General features: G+C 66.3%; 4 protein-coding genes. 1 reads left to right on the forward strand and 3 read right to left on the reverse strand.

The genetic code is table 11. The annotated features are described in order from the left end of the window. Positions 1-2001, reverse strand: a 2001-nt coding sequence (locus EN994_RS19780) for a heavy metal translocating P-type ATPase (protein ID WP_127307740.1), incomplete at its 3' end; no start/stop codon positions are given. A 105-nt stretch (positions 2002-2106) separates the two neighbouring features. On the opposite strand from EN994_RS19780, the gene EN994_RS19785 reads away from it, so the two are divergent. Beyond that, positions 2107-2523 (forward strand): helix-turn-helix domain-containing protein, encoded by a 417-nt coding sequence (locus EN994_RS19785; protein ID WP_013530143.1) that lies wholly within the window; start codon positions 2107-2109, stop codon positions 2521-2523. A gap of 8 nt (positions 2524-2531) precedes the next feature. Here the strand turns inward: EN994_RS19785 and EN994_RS19790 are convergent, their stop codons facing one another. Together EN994_RS19790 and EN994_RS19795 are read right to left on the reverse strand one after the other, a co-directional pair. Next, the gene (locus EN994_RS19790) at positions 2532-3089 is read right to left on the reverse strand and encodes a GNAT family N-acetyltransferase (RefSeq protein WP_013530142.1); all 558 of its coding nucleotides are present in this window, start codon (positions 3087-3089) and stop codon (positions 2532-2534) included. Positions 3090-3271: 182 nt separating this feature from the next. Next, positions 3272-4365: peroxidase family protein (locus tag EN994_RS19795; RefSeq protein WP_348631681.1), on the reverse strand; the 1094-nt coding region annotated here is incomplete at its 5' end.

Here is a 4365-nt window from a genome sequence, read left to right on the forward strand (position 1 = left end):
GCCGTGCAGGATCGCCGCGTCCGCGGTCTCCAGCGCCACGTCGGTGCCGCCGCCCATGGCAATGCCAATGTCGGCGGCCGCGAGCGCCGGCGCGTCGTTGATGCCGTCACCGACCTTGGCGACCTTGAAACCCTCGCGCTGCAATTCGCCGACGATGCGCTGCTTGTCCTGGGGCAACAGCTCCGCTCGCGCCTCGATGCCGAGCGAAGCGGCGATGGCTTGCGCCGTGCGGCGGTTGTCGCCGGTCAGCATCACCGCGCGGATGCTCTCGGCCTTCAGCGCCGCGATCCCGGCCGCAGCATCCGGCCGCGGCTCGTCGCGCATGGCAATCAGCCCGGCCACCACGCCATCGGCGACCAGCACTGACACCGTCTTGCCCTGGCCGTTGAGGCTGTCGACGGCGAGGCGCTGCGCTTGCGTCATGTCGGCGCGTTCGCCCGCCGCCTGGCCGGAGCCGAGGAAGACGGCGACGCCGCCAACGCTGCCCTCGACACCCTTGCCCGAGATTGCCTTCGCCGCGAGAGCCGGCGGCACCGGCGCCTTGTCGGCCTTGGCCCGGTCCAGGATCGCCATCGCCAACGGATGGCTGGAGCCCTGCTCCAGTGCTGCCGCCAGCGCCAGCACGGTGCGTTCATCCCTTCCATACGCCACGATGTCGGTGACGGCAGGCTTGCCTGCGGTCAGCGTACCGGTCTTGTCGAAGGCGACCGCCGTGATCCGGCGAAAGCCTTCCAGCACCGCACCGCCTTTCATCAATAGGCCACGCCGCGCACCGGTCGCAAGGCCCGCGGCGATCGCCGCCGGGGTCGAGATGACCAGCGCGCAGGGGCAGCCGATCAGCAGGATCGCCAAGCCCTTGTAGATCCATTCGTTCCAGTCGCCGCCGGCAAGCAGCGGCGGCAACAATGCCACCAGCGCACCGACCGCCAGCACCGCCGGCGTGTAGGTGCGCGAGAAGCGGTCGATGAAGCGCTCTGTCGGCGCCTTGGCCTCCTGCGCCTCCTCCACCAGCCGCACGATTCGGGCGATGGTGTTGTCGGAAGCGGCCGCCGTCACCCGCACCTTGAGCACGCCATCGGTGCTGATCGTGCCGGCAAAGACGGCGTCCGCAACGCCCTTGCGCTTCGGCGTGCTCTCGCCGGTCACCGGCGCCTCGTCGATTTCGCTCGCGCCCTCGATGATCTCGCCATCGGCCGGGATGCGGGCGCCCGGCCGCACCAGGATGATGTCGCCGACCGCAAGGTCTTCGGCGGGACACTCCGATGTGCCGCCTGCGCGCTCGACCAAGGCCGTCTTCGGCACCAGATCGGCAAGTCCCTGGATGCTCGCCCGCGCCCGGCCGGCGGCGACACCCTCCAGAAGCTCGCCGATCAGGAAGAGCACCACCACGGCGGCGGCCTCTTCAGTGGCACCGATCATCACGGCGCCTATCGCCGCGATGGTCATCAGCATCTCGATCGAAAACGGCGTGCCGGCCAATGCCGCCATCAGCGCGCGCCGTGCGATCGGCACCAGGCCGACCAACAGCGCGGCCAGGAACACCCCGCGTTCCGCCACCGGGAACAGATGGCCGATGCCGTATGCGGCGAGAAGCGCTGCCGCGCAGGCGAGCGTCAGCACCGCCCGGCGGGAACGCCACCACGCCTGCCCCGTCTCGGAATGGCCATGATCGGGATCGGGATCGTGGCTCGCATGATCGTGGCCTTCATGGTCATTGTGGACGTGATCGGCGTGCGCCTTGTCTGACATCGGCGATACATGTGCCTCTGCCCTGACGATGCCGTAGCCGAGCCGAGCCACCTGCTGCAGCACCCTGCCTTCCGGCAACGCGCCGCCATGGCTGACCGTCATGCTGGCACCGGTCACCGAAACCGAGACATCGGCGACGCCGTCTAGGCGACGCACCGCCGTATCGATCTTGGTTGCGCAAGAGGCGCAATCCATGCCGCCGATCTTGAACCGCGTCTGCCTGATTTTTACCTGGTCGAGGGGCGCCGTCATCACATCACCTGTCTGTCTTGCCCGCGCGGCGTCGCCGCATGGGTCTTGAACGCTGATGTCAGGCACTGTAATTGCTCTAGTCACTAGAGCTTCAAGAGGCAATTCATGTTTTCGATCGGTGATCTCTCGCGCCGCACCGGGGTCAAGGTGCCGACCATCCGCTACTACGAGCAGATGGGCCTTGTTGCCGCACCCGAGCGCTCGGAAGGCAACCAGCGCCGCTATTCCAGGCAGGAGCTGGAGCGGTTGGCCTTCATCCGCCACGCCCGCGATCTCGGTTTCGCCGTCGAGGACATCCGCTCTCTGATCGATTTGAGCGGCCACCCCGAGCAACCCTGCGGCCACGCCGACAAGATCGCCGAGGAGCAACTGATCTCGGTGCGGGAAAAGATTGCCCAGTTGAAGCGGCTCGAGGCCGAGCTCGAACGCATCGCCACGTGCTGCAATGGCCAGACGGTCGGCGACTGCTACGTCATCCGCGCGCTGTCGGATCATGCGCTGTGCGCCGATGAGCATGGTTGAGATACATCCTACAGCTCGATCCGGAACCGCAAACTTTCCGCTCCGCCATAGGCGGCGTCCTCGAAAAAGCGTTCGACGAGCTTGCCGCCATTGGCCAGGATCACCTTGTGCGAGGCCGGATTGCCCGGTTTGGCGGTGATCTCGACGTGAGCCAGGCCGACCGCCCTCGCCTCCTCCAGCATCAGGCGCAGCGCCTGTGTAGCGTAGCCGCGCCGCCGCTTCCACGGCACCACCGCATAGCCGATATGGCCGAGCACATGCGGCGGCAGGTCCGACGTACCCTTCTGCCAGCGAAAGCCGATCGAGCCCGACGCCTCGCCGTCCCAGATCCAGCGGCGGAAGCCTGGCAGGCGCGGCACCTTTTTGCCGTCAGGCAAGGTGATCGGACCGCCCCTGGCCTGGGGATCATCGAGGTCGGCGAGAAAAGCCACGGGATCCCTTTCGATTGCCGCAAGCTGCTCGCGCGTCGCTTCCAGCAATCGCACATTGTCCGGCGACCAGCCGCGTTCGAGTGCCGCCTTGTAGGACGGCAGATGTTCGAACGCGGGTTTGACGATTTCGATCATGGTGCACCGGTGCAGACGCGATGCCCACAAAATAGCATGCTTGACCAGGGAGGCACGGTCCACCAAAGCGCGGCCCCATACGACAAAGGCCGCGCTCCCATCACTGGAAACGCGGCCCTGGCGTTGTGTCCTTGGGAGGACCGGCGATCCGGCGCGGCCGCGCCGGAGCACCTTTAGCGATCTCAGGCGATGTCGAAGCGGTCGGCGTTCATCACCTTGGTCCATGCCGCAACGAAATCCCTGGTGAATTTCGCCTTGGCGTCCGCCGACCCGTAGACCTCGGCAAGCGCGCGCAATTGGGCGTGCGAGCCGAAGATCAGGTCGGCACGGGTGCCGGTCCACTTGACCGCCTTGGTCTTGCGGTCACGCGCCTCGTAGACTTCGTCGGAGCCGGCGGCCGGATCCCAGACCGTGTTCATGCTGAGCAGGTTGACGAAGAAGTCGTTGGTCAACGTACCCGGCCGGTCGGTGAACACGCCGTGCTTCGAGTTGGCCGTGTTGGCGCCGAGCACACGAAGACCGCCGACCAGCACCGTCATTTCGGGTGCGGTCAGCGACAGCAATTGCGCCCGGTCGACCAGCATGGCTTCGACCGACATCGGCTGCTTGCCCCTGACATAGTTGCGGAAGCCATCGACTTTCGGCTCGAGCGCGGCAAAGGAATGGACATCCGTCTGTTCCTGCGAAGCATCCATGCGACCCGGCGTGAACGGCACCTTGGCCTCGTGGCCGCCATCCTTCGCCGCCTTCTCGACAGCGGCGACACCGCCGAGAACGATGAGGTCGGCCAGCGAGATCTTTTTCCCGCCGGTCTGTGCCGCGTTGAACTCCTTCTGGATGGCTTCCAGCCTGGCCAGCACCTTCGACAGTTCCGCCGGCTGGTTAACCTCCCAATCCTTCTGCGGCGCCAGCCGGATGCGTGCACCATTGGCACCACCGCGCTTGTCGGAATTGCGGAACGTCGAGGCCGAGGCCCACGCCGTCGAGACCAATTCGGAAACCGACAGGCCCGATGCCAGGATCTTCGCCTTCAGCGACGCAATGTCCTGCTCGCCGACCAGTTCGTGGTCGACCGCGGGGATCGGATCCTGCCAGATCAGTTCTTCCTTGGGCACGAGCGGGCCGAGATAGCGAACGACCGGACCCATGTCGCGATGGGTCAGCTTGAACCATGCGCGGGCAAAGGCGTCGGCGAACTGGTCCGGATGCTCATGGAAGCGCCGCGAGATCTTCTCGTAGGCCGGATCGACCCGCAGCGCGAGATCGGTCGTCAGCA

It is taken from the genome of Mesorhizobium sp. M7A.F.Ca.CA.002.09.1.1, assembly GCF_003998555.1.
Taxonomy (GTDB): domain Bacteria; phylum Pseudomonadota; class Alphaproteobacteria; order Rhizobiales; family Rhizobiaceae; genus Mesorhizobium; species Mesorhizobium ciceri.

Bases quoted from the DNA above. Each gene is read 5' to 3' on its own strand.
- EN994_RS19785 (WP_013530143.1), top strand. From the start codon at position 2,107: ATGTTTTCGATCGGTGATCTCTCGCGCCGCACCGGGGTCAAGGTGCCG.
- EN994_RS19790 (WP_013530142.1), bottom strand. From the start codon at position 3,089: ATGATCGAAATCGTCAAACCCGCGTTCGAACATCTGCCGTCCTACAAG.